Below are 19,737 nucleotides of genomic sequence, written 5' to 3'. Positions count from 1 at the left end.
CACCTTTCAAAAACGAAAAAAACATCCCTGAATGAGGGCTTATCCGGTGATACTTTTGATCTCTTGAATTCTCAAATCGCAAGACGAATCGCAGAATCGACTTACAGCAATACGCGTATTGAAAAACAAGACTTCCACTACTGGCTTACTACGAGCCCATTGGACGAGGTCGATTTTCTCAACATCATCATGTTCCCGTTCTTCAAGCATCACGGCAGTGAGAACTTCTTCCGCCACTGCACGCTCGCAATCTTTGCGCCTGCACATAGCTTGTATGTATTCTTTCTCGGACACTTTGAGCTCAGCGAGACGACAACGAATTCGCTCCGTGCGGTCTTGTTTGGAAACTTCTACGGCAGACATGAAAAACCCTTTCGTAAAAAAGGCGAACGCCCTCAACAGTTGTTGAAGACGTCCGCCCCTATTGGATCCCCCGCGACCATCGCGAGGAGACATAAAAAACTAATAGTTAAAACGCAGTGATTCAGGCCCCCTGTTTGAACTCGGTTGGGACCGGCAGTTTGCGAATAGCTCGTAAGACCATTCGTGTTGGATTGACATAATTCTTTGCATTCACTCGGGAAAGCGAATGCCCGAGAATCCATTCGCCGACACCGGGGAAACGTTCCTCGTAAGCCGTGTTGCACGTCTTGCGAAAATCTTCGAGATGGCATGTGGTCGGCAGACCGGCGAGCGTCAGCAGTTTCTTCCAGTTGGCGTACAGGTGCCGATGATTGGATTTCTGAAATCCCGGAAACAGATAATCGGTCCGAGAATGTTCGCGAAGTTTGAGCAGATGCCGACGCGCAACATTCTTGAGCGGGATGCGTTGTCGCTTGCCAGTCTTGGCGGCAATGAACGAAATCGCCCCTCTGCCTCGACCATATTCGAAATCGACATTGCTCCACTTCAGCGACAAAAGATCGAATGTCCGTGGCCCGCACGTGTAGTGCATCACGAAAATCGTTCGCCAGGTCGTGGCTGGGAATCGTCTTGGCCAGTCCATTTCTGCAGCAGCTTTGTAGAGTGCATTCATCTGTTTTCCAGAATATACGAAGGGCACTTTGTTCTCCTCGGTCAAAGGTTTGGGAAGTTTGAAGTACTCGCAAAGCCCGAGCCCGCCTGGATTGTGAGAATCCTTGGGCCAGGCCAGCCGGATGAGCGGTCCGAGTGTTCGCAGTTTTTTGTTGATCGTCGCTGGCGAGCGTGGATTGCCTCGGATCAATTCGTTCGCAAGATGCCGTTGAAAATTCTTGACGGTTTTCCGAGAGAGATGCCGAACCGCAGAATTCTGCATGAGGCGTTCCCAATCGTTGATCACGGTCTGGTATTCGGAAAGCGTACCGACCGAAGGCGAGTCGAGTTCTTCGAGCAGATGCGTCTCGTAAAGATCTCGAAGAGTGAGGTCGGCATTGTCCGGATCCCCATTGTAGAGCTTGAGTGCGATCATCATGTGATTCCCAGGTTGGAGCCAACTGCCGAGCGAAATCATCCCTGGTCGCCAACGATCCCTTGTGCGCATCCCTGTTGACAGCGGCGCGGTGAAATTCTTGGTTGCTTATTGACTCCATCGACCAGTTCTCCTGTTCCAGGACAGGCCAACAAGGTGGCCACCTGGAAAACATCGCCGCGCAGGACAGCCTGCGAAAGCAGCGATAAATATTCGGATCAATGGAGAAGAGAATTTCCCTGCAGAGATGCAGGCAGCAACAGGAGCAACCCGCCGACGCGTGTAGGTGAAACACGCGTCGGCGAGGCTCGGAAGATCGACCGGGGTGGCTCAGCCTGAGTTCAGGCGAGAAATTAATTCAGATCGAAACCGAAAGCAGCTCCCATGCAAAATGACCAGTCGTTAGAAGCATCCCGGACAGAGATGGAAAAACGGGACTGGCCGCGAAATCTTTTCAACCATTGTTGAGAAGCATCGCGGCCCGACTGATCAGCATGTGATCGGTAGCAAAGTCGTGAGTACTTCTCTGTCAACTCACACCCCTTCTAAAGGGTGGCCAGCAGATGCCGACGTCCAGAAGATAAACATCACGAATCAGAAATTGCAAGCGTTCACTCAAAATAATTTTCCAAACGATGGAATCTGACTGAACAGCTTGGTAGGTTGACCGGACTGAAATAAGTCCACCATCAGGGAGAAATGAGAATGCCGATCAAAGCTGAATGCCCCAATTGCAAAGCCCGATTTAGCGCCGAATCCCACTATGTCGGAAAGCGGGGGAAGTGTCCGAAATGTGAGCAATCTTTTATCGTCGAATCGATCAAAGAAGACTTTCCACCGGAACCGGCCATCACTCGCGAGTCACCTGCAGTGGACTCTGAAAAGTGGGCCCGAAATTTTCAGGATGATCAGAAATTCATTCCGCCAATTCCCGTTGAATCACCCAAAACAATGGCTTTGAGCAGTTATCCCACACCGAGTTTTTCCGGACTGAAATTTCTCTGCTGGGGATTGATCACCATGTTCAGCCTGGGGTTTTTCGCAGGGGTTTTACTACTTGCCATGGGATTCATTAACGCTGAACCCGAAGTTGCCGTTGCAGGGGCTACAATTCTTTATGGTTCATTGCCGTTCCTGCTGGTGAAAGAAGTGATTACACTCCTGCTGCATTTGGAACGGAACACTCGCCGAGCGGCCGAGGGAATTGAGCAGCTCACCCAAGCTCATTGAGGAGACGAAATGCAACTCACCTTGGAATATGATGGCAACCCAAAAAACGGGAAAATCATCAATGCTGAAACTGGTGAAGAGCTGGAATGCGTTCGCAGTTTTAGTTTGAACTGTCAGGGCTTGAGAAAAAACTTTGACGAACTCACAGTCACGGTCTATATTCCGATCGGCAAAAAATTCAAAGGCCGAGCTGCAACAGAGCCAAAATCGGACGCCCCTCCACCACCGCCTCCACAAGGGCCAGCAATGGAAACATCTGCTCCAATGAGTCGATGAACTTCAAACCTTTCATTGAAAAAAGGAATTTTCGATGTCCAGTTTAGAGAACGAACAAGAATGGAATCATCGCGGGATTGGAAAATCATGCGCTCGGATTTTGATCTCACTTGCCGAAGCGATGCTCTGTCCGGATGCCTGGTTCGCAGTTGTCGATCATCGGCACACAACCAAACCTTCTGCAATCGAGTTCAGTCTACGAGATAAAGCAGGTGCGCTGGACCTCAAGATCGAAACGAAGATCGTAGACAACATTGTTTATGTTCGATCACCCATGACTCGACTTCGCGCAGAACATGCCATCAGGCAACAGGAAGCAAGTAGAGCCATGGCTGAGCGCAGAGCAAAAAGGAATAACTCAGAAACTGAGTGACTCGAAATGCTTGGTTATTTTTCCATGGCTTTCGATTTCCAATATCGATCCCAGTATTTGTCTCGCAATTTGTCGAGATCATCATCGTGATGATAATCGTAGGCGCCGTATGCTTGTGCCAGTGTGTGCTTCACTTCTTCAGGAGGACCGGTCGGAATGATGGCTTCCAGAAATGCCACTGCAACATGCTCGAACTCGGGATCTTCAATCAGATGTTCCGCGAAATCGATCACTTCCAGATCATAAAGTTTATGACTCTTGCGGAATTCAGCTTGAAATTCGTCAGCAGGAAAATAGTGATCTGGGGAAAGTTCTTCTTCATAGGCTTTGAAGATGGGGCGAGCGGCTTCAATTGTCTCCACAGAGAATTCACTCACGCGATGGTTCCTTGAGAAAGGGGAATTTTTATGATCACAAGTGAAGATTATGAACAAAACTGGGAACTGATTTCTTCAGGACCGGAAGATCGAATTGTTTATTCGGATGCAGAACGAGAAGAAATTTCAGTTCCGATCGAAATGAGTGATGAAATCAAAATGACGGGACCGCTCAAAATTGCCATCCTCAAAGAATGGATTGCAAAACACGATCTAGGGCTAATCGATGACTTTCTGAAGCTCGAACTCGAAGACATTCGGGAACTAAAAACACCTTGGCCGTTACGACCACGTAGCAAATCCTCCAATTGAATCATTCATGCGCTCAGTCATGAAGAAGTTAGAATTCTCTTCTTGGTTTATGTTTGAATTCCTACGAGACATCCAACCAGGAGCAAGCTTGATTGAGTCATTTAAATTCTCAGGAAGATGACAGGTTAGTTCCTTACGCAGTAAATCAAGATTCAGCTTGAATTTGTGATGTCCGCTTTTTTCGGATGTAATATCAAAAAAATGCAAACGGGACTGCTTCTTCAGGTCGCGAATTCTTTTTCTGACTGTTTCAATTGAAGAAGTCCCGATTAGCCCAAGCTTTTTAGTGCTGGCCTCTACAGTGACTTTGTTGACATTACCAATGGCGACATCACCGAATGAATCTTCCAGCCAGATACGTGCGACCCACTTCAGAATATCACGTTCTGCATTGCAATTGAAATTGATGTTATTGATCCCATGAAGCAGTGCAAAGAATAATGTTTCTTGCTCTGTCAGTTCACCAGTGCGTACTGGAATAACAGGTTTTTCTTCATACTCTCGTAATCGTATTCCATTTTGTATCAATCCGAGGATTTGAGCATCCTTCCCGTAAGCACTTTGCACGCATTCAAAGAAACGATCTTCTCGAAAAATCAATCGATTTCCGCCCATTACGTGAATGACTTTGCTGTTATCTGGAACGCTCTTAAGAATGCTCCATGCATTCGGTTTGGATACACCAAGAAAATTTGCGATTTGATCCTGGAGTGGTGTAATAACAAAGATTCGAAAGTATGCTGGCGGAATAAGCTGGGACCGACTCTCAAGCCCCCAGTAGTAAAGAGAGAAGAAAGCTTTGAGAACAGCTCTCTCAGGTGCACTTAAGTTGATCAGATTATCTGCAGTCTGATGTGCACAATACAACTCCCGTGTGAACAGGATGACTTTCATGTCTTACCCCTCATCACCAATCAAAGGTGCCTGAGTCAGCATCCTGCTCGTCTTTTAATATCACACTGCATCTTGCAATATGAAAACGGCCAACTGCAAAAAAGGAACACGGAGTGATAGTCCGTGTTCCTTTGTGGTAGTTTACGAAAAAGAAACAGGTGAAAGAGGTTAGAAGGTCAACAAGGAAGGGGACAGAGAAGCCAGTGTTGCCACTGATTTTTAAACCCTATTGTCAACTCCGCTACCCTTACGGTAGCGGCCTCATTTCACTCTGTTTCTAAATTTGACCCCAGGGGGATTTGAACCCCCGTTATCGGACTGAAAATCCGGTGTCCTAGGCCTGACTAGACGATGGGGCCAAGTATTAGGCTTGCAAGGTAGATTTCGGCAATTGAGCCTCTTCTACTTTAAGAAGACTGGCGGGAATCATTCAGGAGACAGGTTCGTCAACGTCTTCAATTTTCGCCTGAGCTTTAATCGCCTCGTAAACCTCGCTGCGGTGAATCGAAATGTCTTTGGGGGCTTCGATTCCCAATCTTACCTTATCGCCTCGTATATCAACAATCGTGATCACAATCCGATCGTCGATCACGATGCTTTCATTTTTTTTTCGTGATAGGACCAGCATCTTGCCAATTCCTCCGTCGAATAATTTCGTATAAACCCGAAGTGAGAAACTTTTACATTTTAGAATCTCAGCTTGGACGCAGAAATTATACTGGCACGGTGATTGCTGGCAAGTCTGGTAATCAAAAAAATTCTCTAATCACCCAAAGAGAAGAAAACTCCCAATCAAACTGGAAGTCTGCCTTCTCTGGATATTTAGAGGCTGAACGACACCATTTTGCATCAAAATATGCCAATGTGATCTTCAGCAGCTACGCGAAATTGGCCTTTTTAAGTCGTTCAGGGGAATTATTTCTCCTGAAATGATCGACTTAGACCATATCTTTGAGACCTTTGAGAGGTCGAACTTTCACAACGTTTCGTGCGGGTTTCGCCTTAACTTCCATCATTTCGCCTGGTTTGAATGGATTTGCACGAGTTGTGGCTTTAGTCGCAGGTTTACGAGTGACCTGAATCTTGAACAAACCTGGCAGGTTGAAAACGCCAGGGCCTTTTTTGCCGAGACTCTGCTGAATCAGGTCGTTCATACCGTCCAGAACAGAACTGACTTCCTTGCGGCTCAATCCTGTTGATTCAGCAAGAGAGTTCAGAATTTCAGTTTTTGACATCGGCTTTTCTTGTTTCGCAGCCATGCGGGCCTCCGATTTGGGGTGCTATACTAAAGTTGAATTTGACTATGCGGTCAGGATCGCCCTGAGCAGGAAGATCGTAGTAAAGTACGATTCGATCGACTTGTCAATCAAAACAGCCTTAGAATTAAGGGAAAAACGCTATAATTCCCCTATTCGGCACCTTTTGAACATCTTCAGGCCACATTGATGACAGACTGGAATTTGGCCAATAATGTCGAGAACATGTTCATAACTACCCTGGTTTCACTCACTTGTCAGTGCGTAAAGACTGGGAAATCTTCCAGGGGCTCAGGCCTCTGGGGTCTCTTTGGGGAGGAATTCTCCTCCACTCAGAAACATTCCTTTTTCACAGGGAATGCACCATTTAATTTGTACGCGATAGTCAAACTGTCGGCTTTCACTTGCCATTTTCACAGTGACTTCCCCAGGCTGAATCGCTCCCCGATGCAGCATCCCCAGACCGAATCGACTGATTTCACGCGTGACGGCTGAAACCGTGTTTCCTCGTGAGGTCACAATTTCTGCAGGGACAGAAAGTTCCAGGCGTTCAACCGTACGTGAGTTTTCTGTGCCTGGTTTGCCGATGCTTTCGAGGATTTCTTTGAGATCCTGCATACTGGGACGACTCCATGGATCTGCGGACATACGATGACTCCTGATAGTTTTCAGACGGGATTTCTTCAAGTGTGATTTCTCAAGAGTAGTCCAAAATTACTGGCCGATTTGAGGAAGTTGTGAAACAAGCCAGACAGACACTTTGACTTCTGATGACAATGACGAATCTAACGATTGTCAGTTTCCCTGGTTGATGTCGGACCAGTGGGATATTTGATATAAGTGATCTGGCATGAGACCTGAAGTACTAACCGTTTGACCATCGAACGAGTTCAAAAATGAAGCACTTAACAATTCTGACCGTCGCGATATTCGCCCTATTCCTTAACGCCATCTCAATCGCAAATGCTCAGGCGCAACTCGAATTGCATTGGCCTCGATTTCGTGGTGATGCAGGGGCTGGTCTAACCGAGCAGTCTGATTGGTCGGGACAACTTGGAGACAAAGATCGTCTGTGGAAAATTGAATTGCAAGGCACGGGGATTTCTTCTCCTGTGATTGCTGGAGCTCAGTTATATGTGACCAGTGCCGACGAGGACCAACAGGAACGGTTCCTGCATTGTGTGAGTGTGAAGAGTGGTGAGGTTTTATGGTCGAAGTCATTTTCGTTTTCGAAATATAAAAAGCATAAGAACAACAGTTTTGCATCGAGCTCACCTGCGGTGGATGCCGAGCGAGTTTATCTCGTCTGGCAAAGTCAGGAAGGCTCTTCATTGATCGCATTCACTCACGAAGGTGAAAGCGTATGGGAGTATGATCTTGGCCCTTATGGGCATGGACAAGGGGCGGCTGCCTCTCCCATAGTGCATGACGGAGTTGTGTACGTGGCGAATGACCAGAAAGAGCCAAGTTTTCTGGTCGCCATTGAGTCGCAGACCGGAAAGGAACTCTGGAAGATTCCACGTCTTGGTCAACGAGCCTGCTATGCCACACCGGGAGTCTGGCAAGGACCGCAGGGGCAAACCGAAATTGTGTTTTCTCACTGTGAAGAAGGCGTGATTGGTGTAGAGCCGAAAACTGGCAAAATGCTATGGAAGCTCTCTCCGTTTGGAGATTTCTCTCAGAGAGCGATCTGCTCTCCGTTCACAACACCCGAAGGTTTGATTATTACAGGGAGCGGCGCCCAGGGAGGGGAACGGAATATCGTGATTTTGAAACGCAATTCCGACTCTGTCGAACAACCAATCCAGGAAGTCTATCGCGTAACCCGTGGAGCCCCGCATGTGCCAACGCCTGTGGTGAAAGATGGTCTGTTTTATCTGTGGGGTGACCTGGGGATTGTCACCTGTGTGGAGATGATGACAGGGAAGAAAGTCTGGCAACATCGTGTTGGAGGAAACTATTTCTCTTCGCCGATCTGTATCGGCGAGAATCTCATCAATATCGATACGGATGGCAATGTGATAGTCTTGGCGACCGGAGCCACACCTGTGGAGAAATCGCGATTGGCATTGAATGATGAATCCCGTTCGACCATTGCATTTGCAGAGGATCGGCTATTTGTCAGAACGCAACATTTTTTGTCTGCATTTCAATTGAAGTAAAGATTTCCCAAACAGTAGGGTGCGTCCTGACGCACCGGAATAGGGATGCGGATTCAATTCGGATATGATCAGCGAATCGAACTGACGGCACAGAGTAAAAGAGAACCAATTACAAAACCAACTCGGGAGCACGGTGCGTCAGGACGCACCCTACAACTTTATCTACCACTAAATGTCGTTTAAGTTCAATATCGGGGAGCAGTCAAACTGACTGCGGAATTGCGATTTGAGGACGACATTTAAAGCTCGACAGAGCACCTTACGGAAATTATTATGAAGCTAATTCGAATTGCGACTCGAGCCAGTCAACTTGCGTTGTGGCAGGCCCATCATGTTTCACATTTGCTGCGCATCGGGCAGGACGATCTCGAAGTCCAACTGGTCGATGTGACGACAACGGGGGATGTCGATCAAACACAACCGCTCAGTCAGCTGGGGGGAACGGGAGTTTTCACCCGGGAAGTGCAACGAGCCGTGCTCGATGGACGGGCAGATATCGCAGTGCACAGCCTGAAGGATTTGCCAACGGAGATCCTGGAACCGGAATTAACGCTGGCAGCCGTACCGGCTCGAGAGCAGAAATGGGATGCGATTGTACTGCCAACCAACTCAGAGATCGTAATCGATCCTGAGGCTCCCTTTGCAAATTTCCCGGAGCAGGCTCGCATTGGCACGGGGAGTTTACGGAGGCAGGCTCAACTGCTGCGACTCCGTAAGGATTTCCAGCTCGGAGAGATTCGCGGCAACTTGAACACCCGCCTCAAGAAGCTTGATAGCGGTGAATACGATGCGATCATTCTGGCAACGGCTGGCTTGATTCGACTCGACTGGGAAGAGCGATTGTCGTGTGCGTTACAGCCGCCGCATATGTACCCGGCTGTCGGGCAGGGCGCTTTGGGATTGGAGTGCCGCCGTGATAACGAAGATGTAATCGAACTGCTTACGCATCTCAATGATCCCGAAACTGTACTGGCGACACTGGCCGAACGGGCGATGCTGGCAACTTTGCGAGCCGGTTGTCACGCGCCGGTGGGAGTCGATTGCCGTCTGGATTCTGATCGCATGGAATTGTTGCTGACCGGCGTAGTGCTGAGCAAAGATGGTCGCGAGCTAATCGAAGCCGAGGCTGGGTTGCCTCTCAGTGCAGACATTGAAGAAGAACACAAGGAGGGGGCGGTGAATCTGGGGAAATCAGTGGCTCAGCAATTGCTGGATCAGGGAGCCGAGGAGATGATGGGGCGGTGAGGGATGTTTGGATCTTGGGGGCTTCGCTGCGCTACCCCCCAGCTACTCGTGTATTTTATATTTATTGATCAACCGTGAAAATTACGTGACGACCAGACTTCTCGGCACGGTCAAAGAACGCTGGAAGTTCCGAAAACCAGTCCCAAGTATTTTGACAGTCCTCCTGGCTCTTCTCCATGTCATAATTGTCCGGTAATTCTACGTAGCGTTGTCCAATGAATTCTGGAGTGATTTTTGCCAATGCATCGGCTAGCGAACGTAATTTCTCACGAGTCACAAGAGCTACGATATAATCATCTCCTGAATAGAGCTGCTCTCCACCCAGGATGCAAAGCTTCAATGGTTCTGTTCCGTTGTTGAACTCAAGGTTGCCGTCAGTCAGGCATCGATGGATGGCATCCCACGCTTTATCAGTCTCACATACGAATCCTTCAGTTTTCTCCCATCGCTCCTCGATCTCCTCTTGAATGAACTCGATAATCGCATAATCGGAGTGAGCTCCGCGTAACGCTTTCAGATCTTCGTCAGTGATTGCGAAATGGACTCCGCGACATGCCATTGTGGTAGTTTTCTTCTAAAAATTGATCTCAAGGACAGTTAACAGCGTACGCTATGTGTCAGAACATGACTTACTCCTCAGAACCAAAAAGAATATGGGAGAGTAACCGTAGTAGGCAAGTGCACTATATTTAGTTTCGCCCCCAGTCACCCTTTGAGTAGTACACGCTGTCAAACTGATGGCCTCTTGTTGGCTTCGTCCACCCAGAGAACTCTGCGAGATTCTCTTGGTTACTCGTTACTCATTTTTCAGGTCGCTCTTGTCTCCACTCTGGTGAACCTGCTCTTTGGTCATCTCGATACTCGCACATTGGACAGAATCGTAAAGTGAGCGGATGACATTGCGGGCGGCATCCGCCAGATGGGTTTCGAGGACGACCTGCAACTGATAAATCGTTTCCCGTTTCGCATTAATCGCCTCGGCTTGTTGCAGCACGCCGGTTTCATTGAGTTCGCCGCCGACGCCGAAGGTGCTGAAGAGTTCGTCCCATTGCTCGTCCGACCAGTCGGCAAATAGTTCGGGATGATTCTGACAGACTTCCTGAATCGCCCAGTTGGATTGACGGTCAAAGAGTCTGCGGGAATCCGCATCATCTTCGACCCAAGGCGAGCTTTCCGGTCGAAAGTGTGAGGTCTCAAAAGAGGAAATCGGAGAGGTCTCGCCCGAGAGCTCTCCGTTTCGCGATTCACTTTTTAAGACGGAAGGAGAAACCGAGAGTGCACTGGCCAGTTTGTGCAGTGTGTCATGCCTTGGCTTGCAGGCTCCGTGCTTTTGCCATTGATAGAGTGTCGCCCGCGAAACTCCCGAAGCCTCTGCCAGTCTGCTGATTGTCCAGCCATGCTTCAGGCAGTAATGCTCGATTCGTTCCCAGAGCAGAGAGTCTGAAGTTGTCTCATTCTGTCCAGCTTCGTCTGATTTCATGCTAATTTTCCCCGCTTGATCAGGCTTCTGAAAGAGATTTGTCACATTATTGCCAATTATGTGTACTAATGTCAATTTACTATTGACTGAGGAATCGCAGTAGAGCTAATATATGTACACTTGTGTTCATTATGGTTCAAGAGCAATCCTGAAGGGGCAGAATGATGGTTATGTATGGTCGGCTGGCGAGTGGCGATGAAGAAATGGGACTATGGCGGGACGTGCAACCAATGGAGCGTGATGTCGAGGATTGGGACGTGAGTGATTTGTGGCCAGTTAAGAAGCCAGGGCCACCTCTGGCAGAGAAGCGAGCTGACAAATTGAATCCTCGATCAGGCAAGTCAAAACGCACTCCCAAAGGATTTTCCAGATAACAAGGAAATGGGTGGCTGGGGACGGAGCGAAGCGCAGCCCCCAGATGATTCGAATCGTACATGTTTATCGGCCAATGTCTGTTCCGTAAAAATCAGGATGGCATTGGCTCTACCAGTGCCTTGTCACTTCGATGCGACTATCTGTTTTGCGCTGGCAAAGCCAGTCGCGAACACCCCAACAATCAGTTGGTAAAAATTTCTTGTTTTCCTGAACATTTTTTTAATGAGAACTTTTATGAACCAGCGAATCGAGCGGAATGAAATGCGGAAACAAATTTCGATTTTTGTGCCGATGTCGGATTGGAAAAAAATCCGTCACGAGGCCGCGCGAAATCGAATCCCAATGACAGAACTATGTCGCCGGTGGATGCGACCGGAAATCGAACGACTGCAGGAGGGACAGCACACATCAAACAGTATTTTGCACTAAACAGACGTTAATTAAGCGACAATAAGTTCGCAGTAATGTTGAATACATCCATTTCAAACCGGCTGGGATGCCAGGTTTTATTTTCTTCAGGATTCGTTTTCTTCAGCTCGCGGAGCAGCATCAGATGTCAGTACGACGACCGTATCCCAGCGATCTTTCCAATGCACGATGGCAGTTTATTTCTGAGTTGATCGACGATTCCTCACCACGTGGCCGAAAGCGATCGACCGAACTTCGTGAAGTCGTCAATGCGATCAACTATCGCTGGAGCACCGGCTGCACGTGGCGAATGCTGCCGCACGACTATCCGAAATGGGAAACAGTCTACACCTATTTTGATCGCTGGCGTCGTGAAGGAACATTACGGGAAATTCGGGAAATCATTCTGCGGAAATCCCCTTATGTGCCCGTTGTTTCAGAGAAGAGGAAACCGGGAACGAGTTTGCGGAAGTCAGATCGTCTCCACAATTCAGCTCATGAATGGGATTGTGATCCCGACTCCACCCGAGTAGAGCGCTCCCGAACATCGAATCCCCATCGGTTCGGCTTGTCCAGCAAGACATCAGGACACAAAGAAATAGTTAGTTCCTGAATGCCTGGTGGCACATTCTTAGCGAAGCGAAGAGCGTGGAATTTGTAATCTCCACGCCCATCACTGAGTTCTGGGTCGTGCCACCCATTGTCTATCAATACTCAGCGATTTTGCGAATGGCCGTCGTAGGGATTCGTGGAATCTGCAGTCGAGTGTTGAAACGGGTTTTGCCGAGCGGGAGTAAAGAGCAGATGAGAAGACGAATCGTCCCCTGAAGATCTGCTCGACTGTTCTGAGAATCGCGAAGGAGCGATTGCAGAGACTTCAGGATTTGAGTTCGCATTCGCTTCCCGAACTTCCTCTTGTGTTTCAGGGGCGGCTTTGCCGGGGATTTTCAGAGTGATACCCGGTCGCAAATCGTTCGGGCTGGAAAGTTGATCTCGGTTGGCTTCAAACAAATCGAGATATTTGCTGGCCGAGCCGAAGTATCGATAGGCAATTCCGCTGAGTGTTTCACCCGGTTGAACGACGTGTGTCGTGACAGTCGATTTCTCTTCGGGAACAGGATTATTCCGATGGCTGACTTCGGCAGTCTGATTTGTCGGTCTGGTCTCCTGTCGAGAACGCGGCCGTTGTTGTTCATAGAACGGAGAATCGGCTGGAGTTTCCAGGGGCGTCAACATGCCGATGGGCGCAGGAACTTCTCCTGGGGGATTTTGAGGTCCATCCGTATTCCAGGCTGCCAGTTGATCGCGCAGAGGATTGTAAGCGGACGCCGATTCAGAATCGGAAGGATGCCGTTTTCCGTCAGGCAAATAGGGCCGCATGCGTAACTCTGCGATTTGCTGATTGATCAGCTCTTCCTGTTTCAAATCGGGCAGCGCATTGCGATTCGGGTCGGGCTTGCGGAAGCAGAACGCTCCGGCAAAGCCGACGATCATGATCAGGATCGTGAACCCGATTTTTTGTTCGCGTTGCATGGGACAAACTACTGCGGTTTGCAGTTAACTGTAGCGGCTTTTTGTGGGTTTGAAGCCTATTTTTCAGGCGACCACACGCTACACTTTCGTGGAAACGGCTCTAATGTATGACTGGGCTGCAGAAACTCTCTGTGGCTATTTCGTTCTGAAATGGAAAAGCATGTATCCAGAACATCGTCCAACTCGGATTGGGAGTTCATACGGACCTGATGAGTCTTCAGTTGCAAATCGAATTCACGGCGAATGAATCGAATAGACCTGTTCTTCGGTTCGGGCTGTATCAATTGTACGAAGTCGAACAGTCGCAATCATAAGATCGAAATGAATCAATCAGGAGTCCGTTTTTTTGCCCGGCCAGCAGAGCCGAAAAAGATTTTTCCAACTCAATTGAAATACCCCAACGCATTTCACGAACGAGAAGGTCGACAAGTTTGTAATTTTCGGTTTGACGCACAAAAAGACAGACTCAAACCGGGGACGAAATCGGCTTTTAAAATGATAGAGCCCTTGCACACTGAACAGAAAGTTCATTCGCTTTTCCCACAGGCTCAGGAAGAAGCGTGTGGTGGCTGAATCGCCCGGGTATTTTTTGTCACAATGGATCGCGGGGACCATGCAGAGCGAAACTTCCTCGATCCCTTCAGCCTGCATTTTGTCGATCAAATGCACAAACAGAAACGGGATGACACCCCGGACGCTATCATCAGTACTGCGATACATTTCGGTCGCCCAACCGCGTCCCCCCTGCATCGGAGTGCAGGCCACAAACGCCTGCCAGTTGTCCGGCTCATTTTCAGGATGAGCGACGAACAGGCGACGGCGATAGAAGTAATCGGGATACAGTTTTCCTTCGAGTAATCCGATTTCATGATTGAGCACGCGACCGGATAACTGAGCCTCGTTCATTTTCTGTAATCGCTCGAACGCATGTGTCCGTTCGTCAATGGTCAATTCATCGAGTAGAATTTCTCGACCGACAATCCCCTGACGGGAAACAAAACTGACCTGACGTCGGACCCACGAATAAGGCTTACCCTGCCAGTTGTGCCCCTTCAATTCCAGAATGGCATTCTCGCCAAACTTGGTCGCCTGAAAACCGAACTTTTTGAAGAGAGGCAGATCGTGTTCGGGAATCGAAAAGAAGTTGGTGTGCAGTTTGTTTTGTGCGACGAATTCACAAATTTGCCGGAGTAACTCCTCTTTGTCCTCTTCAGGAGCGATCAGCCCCCCCACTATATGAATGTAGCGTCCATCCTGAACATAACCGATGTATCCGGTTCGTTGTTCATTCCAGAAATGCAGATACTCGGGTTCAGTGGTCAAATAGGAATCTGGGAATTGACCATTATTAAAGGCGCAGCGTTCTACTTCCAGACGTTCCTCAGGAGGGTCCGGAGAAGAAAGGTCATTCCGTTTCTGAGAATTCTGAATGGTGCAGGTATCTGTCAAAAGTGAGCTCAAATTGATGGAATACGGACTGCTTCTGCATAACATGGCCAGATACAGGAGATCTAATTACAAGACTCAGTATAGTCATCGGCAAACAGAGGAAGTGTACTTTCTTTAGTAAAGCATTGTCTCATTCAAATGCAAGAGGGGATATTTTCCGAATTTAGCAGTCGTGCCGATTCGGGGAACGGTCGTTATTATCCTCCCTCACCATCGAAGACCTATAGGCGATAGCGATATCACGGTCCACAACTATTAGACACTCGTACGACAGACCATGTCCGATCTCCAGGACAGAACCCAAATTTGGTACCAGAGTGATACGCATTGTGTCAATGACTTCCTGGGTGGCACGTCCCAGAACGAAGAAGTGATGGGCGTGGGAATTGCACACGACCACCGCTCCCTAAGGAGAAGGAAAGATCCTTTGCCTCTCAGGGGAGAGCTTCAAATCGCATTCAGTACGTCTTCATTAATGCGAAGGAATTCATCCTGCCAGCGATATTCATCGAGCAAGCCATCCAGGGAATAGCCGAGGATTTTGTAAGCCACGTAAATTGCTTCGATGGTCGCCAATCCAGCAGACGGATCTTCAAAGAGTTTTGAATTTCTGGGATAGGCCGTCTGGCAAACTGGCAGAGAGCGAATGGGAACGTCTTCAAATTCCGCTTCCATTTTGGAAGCGAGTTTCCAGGTCGCATCAAGGACGAGCAAACCGTGCTTCCGGTCTTCGCGAGAAAGAGGTGGGCCATCGATGCCGAGCCGAATGTAGTTGGGAAGTGCCTGCGGTTCTTTGAGCGGAAATTTCCAGAACTCGAATCCCGGCTGATGACGGAGTGGTTCGACAGTGCACTTGCTGCGTCGCTCTTTGTAGTGGACGACAATGATTGTCGGATGACTGGGAAGGCTCATAAGGATTCGTGAAATGGATTACTCGGATTTGATCTTTTCGATAGTCGCTTCATGGTCTGCAATTTCTTTTTGAAGTTGCTCGACCTCAGCTGGGTCATCGGTTTGCTGTTTTGCGGCTGATAAAAGTTGACGCTGCTTCTGAATTTTCTGCCGGAGAACGTCGATCTGTTTTTTCTGCTTTTTATTGAGTGCCATATACGCTTTCTGATCCAGAATAATTGCTGAGTCGAATCACTGAAGGTTACTGCGACAGTGATTCCTGGAAACATCTGCATTTGTAATCGCTGAACGCAGCGAACTCCAGAAACTCATCATACACTATTGGAATGTTTGAATAAAACACAGTATCACAAAGAGATCAAGTCAGGATTTCTCAGTCCTCACTCTGAATCCAAGATTTTCCTTTTGCCTGTATCCTTCAGGCATGCGATAAAGGCGTTTCAACCCACGTTGGCCGTTCGGTACAACAAATGTGTTCTTCACCCCAAAATAATAGACTTGGACAATACCAACTCTGATCTCATTTGTAATTTCAAAGGATAATACTTCGATCCCCGGTTTCACTTTCGCAATATCCGTTCAGACGTGGTGATTGCAGCAACCCCGCCCTTGCAGATGCTCAGTGTGTGTCCCCCAGTTCGAGTTCCTGAAATTCATGCACTCACTCGCTTGCGATTCATGCTTGTTTCAGGGCTCTATACTTTCATGGTCTTTGCCCAATGGATCTTCCGGTAAATGCAATTGATCGCGATGCAGATGCAATTCTGGATTCGCTTTCAATAAGGCGCGTAAACCATCATCAGTCACTTTTGAGCCATCCAGATAAAACGACTGCAGATCGTGACGATCATGAAAGGGAATCAATCCCGCATCCGTGATCGGCACTTCGAGCAGATGCAGATATTTCAGTTTCGGCAGATTGGCAATCTGCTTCATTCCCGCGTCGGTCACATTCGGACTGTGAAATCGGAATAATTCCAGACGTTTCAGTTTAGAAATCGCTTCAAGTGGTTGATCAGTAAATTGCCCCTGAGGCAGATTTAAGATTCTCAATGATTGGCATTGGGCGATTGAAGATAAGGCGGTGTCGTCAATTGGGAGATCAAGACGTAACCAGTTCAAATTGCTGAATGTCGCCAGTAAATCGAAGTCTGATTGATCGAGTTCTGCGCGAATGATTTCGATCTTTTCAATTCGTTCTGCATGAGGCTGCAACTGTTGAAACTGTTCGCTGGTGACCAGCTCTTTTGTGACGACAATCGAGCCAGAGGTTCCATCTGTGATTGCCTGCAACTGCTCTGCAAATGCAGATTCGGTACTGAGCTGTGCAGAAGTGTTTGATGGTTCCGTATTTTCTAGACCTTCCTCTTCTGTATTTTGACAGCCGAGAAGAATCAACAGAGTCAAACTCAATAAAATGAATGCCGGGTGGCGGGGGCGCTCCGCTTGAGCGGAAGCCCCCGAGTGATCGACGCTTCGGGGGCTTCTCTTCGAGAGCGCCCCCGCCACCCATGTCCAATAATTTTTCATCATGTCCCCCGCCGATTGCCGAATTGTTGAATCTGGAGTCGTGACGAGAGATGGAACCCGTGATCCATCGCCAATGGTTGCAGCCAGTGCAGTTTTTCGTTCAACACATTCGCTTCAATCGCCTGTGGCATCAGCCAGACTTTTTCGTGATCGATTTCCGGAAACTCGGAAAGATATTCGAGCACGTCGTCAATATCCTCTGCTCGGTCAATCACGAATTTGAACTGACATTCGTACGATTCGAGCAGGCTGCGAATCACATCAGGCCGATGCCGACGTTCATTGTGCCGTTCTTTCCAGCCTGTGCTGGCATCGGGAGTCGAGTTGCTCCGTTTGGGACTGATCGACATCAAATCGGCCTCGACATCCATTAGAGCGGTGCCCGCTGTTTCAATGGTGATGGTGCGATCGTTCCGCTTGAGGGCAGTCGTGAGCTCGGGCATCTGCTTGAAGATCATCGGCTCCCCTCCTGTAATCACCACATGCGGATGCCACCACTCGGAAGCCGCTTTGACCACTTCCGCCACCGACATCTCAACCCCTTCCGGGTTCCACGACGCATAAGGAGTATCACAGAAATGACAGCGCAGGTTGCAACCCGACGCCCGAATGAAAACACTCGGCGTCCCCGTAAACTGACCTTCCCCCTGAATGGAGGCAAATATTTCTGAAATTAACACATCAATCCAACACAAACTCAATGAAACATCATAACCCGAAGCGTCAACGAGGGGACGGCGTTCCCTGAAAACAACGGGAAAATACAAGCACGAAGCGCAAGCGAGTGTGTAAAATCGTAATTGTGGACACACTCGCTTGCGCTTCATGCTTGTAAGTCCACAATATTTTTAACGAAAGTTCTCAACAAACAGACAAAGCCTGCAGATAGTACTCTGCAGGCTTTGTGATGTCGAACAGGATTCAGCGAAAACAATTACACGTTTTCGCTGGTTGGGCAGACGAATTCGGGACGGTATTCGCGTCCCAGAAGCTCGTTGGCTGCTTCTGAATTCGTGAAGACTTCTTTTTCAGGATCGAATTCGAGGTATGGACCCAATGCCAATGGGTACTTCTCGAGATCGACGCCGTTGTCCTGCAGATGTTTGACGGTTCGCTCGACAGTTTCCACATTATTGTCGAGACCCTTCGCGCGTCCCATTTCCGATTTCAATGAGTCGACAGAAACTTTGTTTTCTTCTCCAACATAGTAGGAGATATTTCCCAGGTGACTCATCCCGGCTGAAAGATGTCCTTCGCGAACATCGGCGTTCAGGTCTTTCATATTTCGGCTCACGCAGGCATCAATGAAGTTGCCGAAGTGATTTTCACCACCTTTGAACTCCTTGATCTGCTGCATGTCTTTGTCGTAAGCGATGCAGTGACCGTAGGTCAATTGGACCAGATAGCCATCGCTGCCGTAGAACACGACGCCGATTTTGTTTCCGGAAGTGCTTTGGAAGAGTTTGTTCAACTCTTCGTCAGCGGAATCGTTGACACTCAAACCACGAGTTTCGAAAGTGATGGACTTATCGCCGTAATCGTAAAGAGATACGATCGTGTTCGGCGTATCGCCGGCGTCGACGTAATTCGGATCTTTGCGTTCGGCTTGATATCCGAGACGTCCGCCGTAACTGACGATCGCTTTCGGATGAGTATCGATTCCCAGTCCCCAGCGAGCAACATCGGTCTGGTGAGGACCCTGGTTACCCAGGTCGCCGTTACCGTAGTGACGCTGCCAGTGCCAGTCGTAATGGAATCTTGGACGGGTGACTTTGGGATCCGTATAAGTGGCTGGACCACTCCAGAGGCTGAAGTCACAGCTGTCTGGATAACCGTAATCGCCCAGAGCACCGATTGATTTACGACGTTTGTAGCACAAGCCTCGGGCGAAATTCACTTCGCCAATTCCACCTTCATTCATGAAGGCGAAGGCCTCCTTAATGGCCGTGCTGGAACGACACTGGGTTCCCACCTGACACATTCTGTCGTACTTGCGAGCAGCCGTGATTAACGATCGACCTTCCTGAATGGTCTGACAAACCGGTTTTTCGACATAGGCATCTTTTCCAGCCTGCATCGCCCAGATACCAGCCAGTGCATGCCAGTGATTTGGAGTGGCGGTTGACATGATATCGACGCTATTATCATCAAACGCTTCACGCATATCGCGGACGAACGTCGGACGGAAGCCCTGTTTTTTCTCGATTGCGTCGCACTTGGACTGGCCGTTTTTCTCGTCAGCATCGACGACATACAGGATTTCGGTGCGGCTATCGCCCAGATAAGCCGAGACGTGTGAACTGCCCCGACCGCCTGCTCCGACAACCGCGACTGCGATTTTATCGTTTGGTGATTTTGCACGAGCAATATATGGAGCGGCAAAAACCCCGAGGCCAGCAGCCGCCGAAGTTTTTACGAATCCGCGACGAGAGAGTTGAGTCATAGCTGATTTCCCATTAGCTTTGGTGGAGGTCG

Annotated in this window: 25 protein-coding genes and 1 tRNA gene; 9 read left to right on the top strand and 17 right to left on the bottom strand. The window is 48.7% G+C overall.

The genetic code is table 11. The annotated features are described in order from the left end of the window. Nucleotides 1–39: 39 nt before the first annotated feature. Both Pan54_RS18760 and Pan54_RS18755 read right to left on the bottom strand, forming a co-directional pair. On the bottom strand, nucleotides 40–363 hold the full coding sequence (locus Pan54_RS18760; protein ID WP_146504937.1) for a hypothetical protein: 324 nt from the start codon (nucleotides 361–363) through the stop codon (nucleotides 40–42). A gap of 121 nt (nucleotides 364–484) precedes the next feature. Continuing rightward, entirely contained in the window at nucleotides 485–1,453 is a 969-nt protein-coding gene (locus Pan54_RS18755; RefSeq protein WP_165441855.1) for a tyrosine-type recombinase/integrase, read from the bottom strand. A gap of 702 nt (nucleotides 1,454–2,155) precedes the next feature. On the opposite strand from Pan54_RS18755, the gene Pan54_RS18750 reads away from it, so the two are divergent. Genes Pan54_RS18750 through Pan54_RS18740 form a run of 3 tightly spaced genes read left to right on the top strand, consistent with a single transcriptional unit; the run spans nucleotide 2,156 to nucleotide 3,329 of the window. Further along, on the top strand, nucleotides 2,156–2,680 hold the full coding sequence (locus Pan54_RS18750; protein ID WP_165441854.1) for an MJ0042-type zinc finger domain-containing protein: 525 nt from the start codon (nucleotides 2,156–2,158) through the stop codon (nucleotides 2,678–2,680). 9 nt (nucleotides 2,681–2,689) lie between these two features. Continuing rightward, nucleotides 2,690–2,956 carry a hypothetical protein gene (locus tag Pan54_RS18745; protein WP_146504934.1) on the top strand — a complete coding sequence of 89 codons (267 nt, stop codon included), beginning with the start codon at nucleotides 2,690–2,692 and terminating at the stop codon, nucleotides 2,954–2,956. A 34-nt stretch (nucleotides 2,957–2,990) separates the two neighbouring features. Further along, entirely contained in the window at nucleotides 2,991–3,329 is a 339-nt protein-coding gene (locus tag Pan54_RS18740; protein ID WP_146504933.1) for a hypothetical protein, read from the top strand. A 14-nt stretch (nucleotides 3,330–3,343) separates the two neighbouring features. Here Pan54_RS18740 and Pan54_RS18735 read toward each other — a convergent pair whose 3' ends face one another. Further along, complete coding sequence (locus Pan54_RS18735) at nucleotides 3,344–3,706, bottom strand: hypothetical protein (RefSeq protein ID WP_146504932.1); 363 nt, start codon at nucleotides 3,704–3,706, stop codon at nucleotides 3,344–3,346. Between the two features lie 30 nt (nucleotides 3,707–3,736). Between Pan54_RS18735 and Pan54_RS18730 the strand changes: the two genes are divergently transcribed. After that, nucleotides 3,737–4,018, top strand: coding sequence for a hypothetical protein (locus Pan54_RS18730; RefSeq protein WP_146504931.1), 282 nt, complete (start codon nucleotides 3,737–3,739; stop codon nucleotides 4,016–4,018). Here Pan54_RS18730 and Pan54_RS18725 read toward each other — a convergent pair. The 5 genes from Pan54_RS18725 to Pan54_RS18705 all read right to left on the bottom strand — a co-directional run bounded on the left by Pan54_RS18725 (nucleotide 3,989) and on the right by Pan54_RS18705 (nucleotide 6,816). Continuing rightward, nucleotides 3,989–4,912: a hypothetical protein gene (locus tag Pan54_RS18725; protein ID WP_146504930.1), complete on the bottom strand. Its 924-nt coding sequence runs from the start codon at nucleotides 4,910–4,912 to the stop codon at nucleotides 3,989–3,991. The two genes, Pan54_RS18730 and Pan54_RS18725, sit on opposite strands and share 30 nt — an antisense overlap. A 284-nt stretch (nucleotides 4,913–5,196) precedes the next feature. After that, nucleotides 5,197–5,271 (bottom strand) — tRNA-Glu (locus Pan54_RS18720). Between the two features lie 71 nt (nucleotides 5,272–5,342). Next, on the bottom strand, nucleotides 5,343–5,540 hold the full coding sequence (gene csrA, locus Pan54_RS18715; RefSeq protein ID WP_146504929.1) for a carbon storage regulator CsrA: 198 nt from the start codon (nucleotides 5,538–5,540) through the stop codon (nucleotides 5,343–5,345). A gap of 310 nt (nucleotides 5,541–5,850) precedes the next feature. Beyond that, the gene (locus Pan54_RS18710) at nucleotides 5,851–6,171 is read right to left on the bottom strand and encodes an HU family DNA-binding protein (RefSeq protein ID WP_146504928.1); all 321 of its coding nucleotides are present in this window, start codon (nucleotides 6,169–6,171) and stop codon (nucleotides 5,851–5,853) included. Nucleotides 6,172–6,459: 288 nt separating this feature from the next. Continuing rightward, nucleotides 6,460–6,816, bottom strand: coding sequence for a PilZ domain-containing protein (locus tag Pan54_RS18705; protein WP_146504927.1), 357 nt, complete (start codon nucleotides 6,814–6,816; stop codon nucleotides 6,460–6,462). A gap of 248 nt (nucleotides 6,817–7,064) precedes the next feature. On the opposite strand from Pan54_RS18705, the gene Pan54_RS18700 reads away from it, so the two are divergent. Both Pan54_RS18700 and hemC read left to right on the top strand, forming a co-directional pair. After that, nucleotides 7,065–8,330: an outer membrane protein assembly factor BamB family protein gene (locus Pan54_RS18700; RefSeq protein ID WP_146504926.1), complete on the top strand. Its 1,266-nt coding sequence runs from the start codon at nucleotides 7,065–7,067 to the stop codon at nucleotides 8,328–8,330. 273 nt (nucleotides 8,331–8,603) lie between these two features. After that, entirely contained in the window at nucleotides 8,604–9,575 is a 972-nt protein-coding gene (gene hemC / locus Pan54_RS18695) for a hydroxymethylbilane synthase (protein WP_146504925.1), read from the top strand. A gap of 61 nt (nucleotides 9,576–9,636) precedes the next feature. Here the strand turns inward: hemC and Pan54_RS18690 are convergent, their stop codons facing one another. Further along, on the bottom strand, nucleotides 9,637–10,134 hold the full coding sequence (locus tag Pan54_RS18690; protein ID WP_146504924.1) for a DUF1877 family protein: 498 nt from the start codon (nucleotides 10,132–10,134) through the stop codon (nucleotides 9,637–9,639). A 237-nt stretch (nucleotides 10,135–10,371) separates the two neighbouring features. Continuing rightward, nucleotides 10,372–11,055 (bottom strand): helix-turn-helix domain-containing protein, encoded by a 684-nt coding sequence (locus Pan54_RS18685; RefSeq protein ID WP_146504923.1) that lies wholly within the window; start codon nucleotides 11,053–11,055, stop codon nucleotides 10,372–10,374. Nucleotides 11,056–11,216: 161 nt separating this feature from the next. Here Pan54_RS18685 and Pan54_RS18680 point away from each other — a divergent pair, with 161 nt between their 5' ends. The 3 genes from Pan54_RS18680 (at nucleotide 11,217) to Pan54_RS18670 (ending at nucleotide 12,451) form a co-directional block, all read left to right on the top strand. Next, a complete protein-coding gene (locus Pan54_RS18680; RefSeq protein ID WP_146504922.1) occupies nucleotides 11,217–11,429 on the top strand; it encodes a hypothetical protein in 213 nt (70 codons plus the stop codon). Nucleotides 11,430–11,664: 235 nt separating this feature from the next. Next, the gene (locus Pan54_RS18675) at nucleotides 11,665–11,859 is read left to right on the top strand and encodes a hypothetical protein (RefSeq protein WP_146504921.1); all 195 of its coding nucleotides are present in this window, start codon (nucleotides 11,665–11,667) and stop codon (nucleotides 11,857–11,859) included. 124 nt (nucleotides 11,860–11,983) lie between these two features. Further along, nucleotides 11,984–12,451, top strand: coding sequence for a transposase (locus Pan54_RS18670; protein ID WP_165441853.1), 468 nt, complete (start codon nucleotides 11,984–11,986; stop codon nucleotides 12,449–12,451). Nucleotides 12,452–12,552: 101 nt separating this feature from the next. Here Pan54_RS18670 and Pan54_RS18665 read toward each other — a convergent pair whose 3' ends face one another. The 7 genes from Pan54_RS18665 to Pan54_RS18640 all read right to left on the bottom strand — a co-directional run bounded on the left by Pan54_RS18665 (nucleotide 12,553) and on the right by Pan54_RS18640 (nucleotide 19,705). Next, on the bottom strand, nucleotides 12,553–13,371 hold the full coding sequence (locus tag Pan54_RS18665; protein WP_146504919.1) for a LysM peptidoglycan-binding domain-containing protein: 819 nt from the start codon (nucleotides 13,369–13,371) through the stop codon (nucleotides 12,553–12,555). Nucleotides 13,372–13,701: 330 nt separating this feature from the next. Continuing rightward, nucleotides 13,702–14,820 carry a bifunctional lysylphosphatidylglycerol flippase/synthetase MprF gene (locus Pan54_RS18660; RefSeq protein WP_165441852.1) on the bottom strand — a complete coding sequence of 373 codons (1,119 nt, stop codon included), beginning with the start codon at nucleotides 14,818–14,820 and terminating at the stop codon, nucleotides 13,702–13,704. Nucleotides 14,821–15,267: 447 nt separating this feature from the next. Next, nucleotides 15,268–15,732 carry a ribosome biogenesis domain-containing protein gene (locus tag Pan54_RS18655; RefSeq protein ID WP_146504917.1) on the bottom strand — a complete coding sequence of 155 codons (465 nt, stop codon included), beginning with the start codon at nucleotides 15,730–15,732 and terminating at the stop codon, nucleotides 15,268–15,270. A gap of 18 nt (nucleotides 15,733–15,750) precedes the next feature. Continuing rightward, nucleotides 15,751–15,927, bottom strand: coding sequence for a hypothetical protein (locus tag Pan54_RS25930; protein WP_165441851.1), 177 nt, complete (start codon nucleotides 15,925–15,927; stop codon nucleotides 15,751–15,753). A 492-nt stretch (nucleotides 15,928–16,419) separates the two neighbouring features. Further along, complete coding sequence (locus tag Pan54_RS18650; protein WP_146504916.1) at nucleotides 16,420–17,265, bottom strand: hypothetical protein; 846 nt, start codon at nucleotides 17,263–17,265, stop codon at nucleotides 16,420–16,422. Next, on the bottom strand, nucleotides 17,262–18,089 hold the full coding sequence (locus Pan54_RS18645; protein WP_146504915.1) for a 7-carboxy-7-deazaguanine synthase QueE: 828 nt from the start codon (nucleotides 18,087–18,089) through the stop codon (nucleotides 17,262–17,264). The genes Pan54_RS18650 and Pan54_RS18645 overlap by 4 nt, the downstream gene beginning before the upstream one ends. Before the next feature lie 107 nt (nucleotides 18,090–18,196). Then, on the bottom strand, nucleotides 18,197–19,705 hold the full coding sequence (locus tag Pan54_RS18640; protein ID WP_146504914.1) for a Gfo/Idh/MocA family protein: 1,509 nt from the start codon (nucleotides 19,703–19,705) through the stop codon (nucleotides 18,197–18,199). Nucleotides 19,706–19,737: the final 32 nt, after the last annotated feature.

This window comes from Rubinisphaera italica (genome assembly GCF_007859715.1).
Lineage (GTDB): Bacteria > Planctomycetota > Planctomycetia > Planctomycetales > Planctomycetaceae > Rubinisphaera > Rubinisphaera italica.
Note: the sequence above shows the minus strand (reverse complement) of the source record. Positions and strands in the feature narration are given on the sequence as shown.

Coding starts and splice junctions, on each gene's coding strand:
- Pan54_RS18650 (WP_146504916.1), bottom strand. CDS start 17,265: ATGATGAAAAATTATTGGACATGGGTGGCGGGGGCGCTCTCGAAGAGA.
- Pan54_RS18685 (WP_146504923.1), bottom strand. CDS start 11,055: ATGAAATCAGACGAAGCTGGACAGAATGAGACAACTTCAGACTCTCTG.
- Pan54_RS18740 (WP_146504933.1), top strand. CDS start 2,991: ATGTCCAGTTTAGAGAACGAACAAGAATGGAATCATCGCGGGATTGGA.
- Pan54_RS18690 (WP_146504924.1), bottom strand. CDS start 10,134: ATGGCATGTCGCGGAGTCCATTTCGCAATCACTGACGAAGATCTGAAA.
- Pan54_RS18670 (WP_165441853.1), top strand. CDS start 11,984: ATGTCAGTACGACGACCGTATCCCAGCGATCTTTCCAATGCACGATGG.
- Pan54_RS25930 (WP_165441851.1), bottom strand. CDS start 15,927: ATGGCACTCAATAAAAAGCAGAAAAAACAGATCGACGTTCTCCGGCAG.
- Pan54_RS18730 (WP_146504931.1), top strand. CDS start 3,737: ATGATCACAAGTGAAGATTATGAACAAAACTGGGAACTGATTTCTTCA.
- Pan54_RS18750 (WP_165441854.1), top strand. CDS start 2,156: ATGCCGATCAAAGCTGAATGCCCCAATTGCAAAGCCCGATTTAGCGCC.
- Pan54_RS18725 (WP_146504930.1), bottom strand. CDS start 4,912: ATGAAAGTCATCCTGTTCACACGGGAGTTGTATTGTGCACATCAGACT.
- Pan54_RS18675 (WP_146504921.1), top strand. CDS start 11,665: ATGAACCAGCGAATCGAGCGGAATGAAATGCGGAAACAAATTTCGATT.
- Pan54_RS18710 (WP_146504928.1), bottom strand. CDS start 6,171: ATGGCTGCGAAACAAGAAAAGCCGATGTCAAAAACTGAAATTCTGAAC.
- Pan54_RS18680 (WP_146504922.1), top strand. CDS start 11,217: ATGATGGTTATGTATGGTCGGCTGGCGAGTGGCGATGAAGAAATGGGA.
- Pan54_RS18745 (WP_146504934.1), top strand. CDS start 2,690: ATGCAACTCACCTTGGAATATGATGGCAACCCAAAAAACGGGAAAATC.
- csrA (WP_146504929.1), bottom strand. CDS start 5,540: ATGCTGGTCCTATCACGAAAAAAAAATGAAAGCATCGTGATCGACGAT.
- Pan54_RS18755 (WP_165441855.1), bottom strand. CDS start 1,453: ATGATGATCGCACTCAAGCTCTACAATGGGGATCCGGACAATGCCGAC.
- Pan54_RS18665 (WP_146504919.1), bottom strand. CDS start 13,371: ATGCAACGCGAACAAAAAATCGGGTTCACGATCCTGATCATGATCGTC.
- Pan54_RS18705 (WP_146504927.1), bottom strand. CDS start 6,816: ATGTCCGCAGATCCATGGAGTCGTCCCAGTATGCAGGATCTCAAAGAA.
- Pan54_RS18640 (WP_146504914.1), bottom strand. CDS start 19,705: ATGACTCAACTCTCTCGTCGCGGATTCGTAAAAACTTCGGCGGCTGCT.
- Pan54_RS18655 (WP_146504917.1), bottom strand. CDS start 15,732: ATGAGCCTTCCCAGTCATCCGACAATCATTGTCGTCCACTACAAAGAG.
- Pan54_RS18645 (WP_146504915.1), bottom strand. CDS start 18,089: ATGAAGCGCAAGCGAGTGTGTCCACAATTACGATTTTACACACTCGCT.
- Pan54_RS18760 (WP_146504937.1), bottom strand. CDS start 363: ATGTCTGCCGTAGAAGTTTCCAAACAAGACCGCACGGAGCGAATTCGT.
- Pan54_RS18700 (WP_146504926.1), top strand. CDS start 7,065: ATGAAGCACTTAACAATTCTGACCGTCGCGATATTCGCCCTATTCCTT.
- hemC (WP_146504925.1), top strand. CDS start 8,604: ATGAAGCTAATTCGAATTGCGACTCGAGCCAGTCAACTTGCGTTGTGG.